This is a genomic window from uncultured Cyclobacterium sp. (assembly GCF_963976465.1).
In the GTDB taxonomy this organism is placed as follows: domain Bacteria; phylum Bacteroidota; class Bacteroidia; order Cytophagales; family Cyclobacteriaceae; genus Cyclobacterium.
The window spans coordinates 1-2,011 of record NZ_CAXBOC010000690.1 but is presented as its reverse complement, the minus strand read 5'-3'; the positions used below and the strand labels follow the sequence as shown (position 1 = coordinate 2,011).

Genomic DNA, 2,011 nt, shown 5'->3' with positions numbered 1-2,011 from the left:
AAACAAGGGCTTCAGTAGGACAAGCTACTGCGCAGGCAACATTCACATCACCGTCCTTCATTTTTCTACCTTCACGTTTAGCAGTTAATTTACCTGCTTGAATACGTTGCACACACATGGAACATTTCTCCATTACCCCTCTCGCTCTTACCGTCACATCAGGATTAAGTACCATTTTACCCAAATCATCATTTTGAGCAGTATTTACCCCTGCAAAATCCTTATTGTCATGGTATTTAAACCAGTTGAATCTTCTTACTTTATAAGGACAGTTGTTGGCACAATATCTGGTACCAATACAACGGTTGTAAGTCATTTGGTTAAGCCCTTCGGAACTGTGAGTGGTGGCTACCACAGGACATACAGTTTCGCAAGGGGCGTTGTTACAATGCTGACACATCATTGGCTGGAAGGTAACTTCCGGATTGTCTGCTGCTTGCTCAAGCTCAGCATTTGAAGTAGCTCCTTCAGGAGAGCTATAGTACCTGTCAATTCTTATCCAGGCCATTTCTCTTCTGTTCAATACTTCTTCTTTACCAACAACAGCCACATTGTTCTCACCCTGACAAGCCACGGTACAAGCCGCACAACCAATACAAGAGTTCATGTCAATGGCCAAGCCCCAGTGGTGCTGACTGTATTTGTGTCCGGACCACAATGAGATTTTGCTAGGCTTAACAAATTCCCCGTCCTTATAAATTTCCGGGTGATACCTTCCGGCGCTGGCATCTTCTTTATATTCTCCTAAAGTAGCTTCCTGCACAACGAAATTTCTACCCATATAGGTTTGATGCGTTTGTGTTTGCGCTATCCTGTAACGCTCACCGGTAAGACTTACACTTACTCCTTCAGTGATATGGTATTCAACAAACCCTTTGTTTGCATTAATTAGGGCATAGGCATTGACACCAATCCCGTTTGCTACTCTTCCCGCTGCAGTTCTTCCATAACCTAAAGCCAATCCAAATGTACCATTTGCCTGACCCGGTTGAACCAAAACAGGGACGGTGAAGGTCTGTCCGTTGGCAGAAACATTTGCCAATTGGGTGCCTCCTTCATTCATTTTAAGACCATTTTCATTGGCCCACTTTTGGGAGACTGTCAAGTAATTGTCCCAGGTAGCTTTTGAAATTGGATCCGGCATTTCCTGCAACCAAGGGTTGTTGGCAAATGCTCCTGAGCCAATACCTACTTTGGTATAAACCACCAATTCACTTCCTGAACCCTGAGCCTGATAAGCTTTGCCGATGGCTGCTGCAGCGGTGGCAACATTTCCTACAGCCTCCAATGTGGAAGCTTCACCTTCTTCTGAAGATTCAGAGATATAAACACCATCAAATAAGCATTTATCCCAGAAAGATTGAAAGTCTCCCTCCATTCCACTTTCAGCAAAAGTAGCCTGCCATTCTTCTCTTATGAAATCATAATATGAAGTCGTGTTACCGGCCCACTTTAAAAAGCTTTCAGGAGCTTGGCGGGTACTGAATAATGGAGAGATAACCGGCTGAGCCAAGCTATAAACTCCTTTTTTAGGATTGAAATCATTCCAAGATTCCAAGTAATGATGATCCGGAGCAAGATACTGAACCAAAGATGCAGTCTCGTCTTTAACTTCTGAGGTGGAAACAGAAACTTTTGCTTTGCTGATTCCTGCAGCTAATTCCTGCCCTCCCCCGAAATCATAAACCGGGTTACAGTTGTAAAAAATAACTCCTCCAACTCTTCCTGCATTTAATTCAGCGATGAACTGCTTCATCCTGTTGTCATCTCCTTTTCGGAAATAAGCAGGATTTTCGAAATCCACAGTTTTATTGTTATTCTCTAAAAGCTCATTGATTGCATGCACAACCACTTGAACATTGGGATCATTGGATCCGGAAACAACAAGTGATTTGCCTTTGTTGGCCCACAATTCGTTGGCTGCTTTCGATAGATTGTTTAATTCTAAATTGCTTCCACCGGCAGTGCTAACCCCGGCCTTTTTGGCAATAAGGTTGTACAAAGCCAAAAC

The 2,011-nt window shown here is 43.4% G+C and carries 1 protein-coding gene; it reads right to left on the bottom strand.

From position 1 onward, the window contains the following. Nucleotides 1-2,011, bottom strand: a 2,011-nt coding sequence (locus tag AAC037_RS23920; RefSeq protein ID WP_339906170.1) for a 4Fe-4S dicluster domain-containing protein, incomplete at both ends; no start/stop codon positions are given.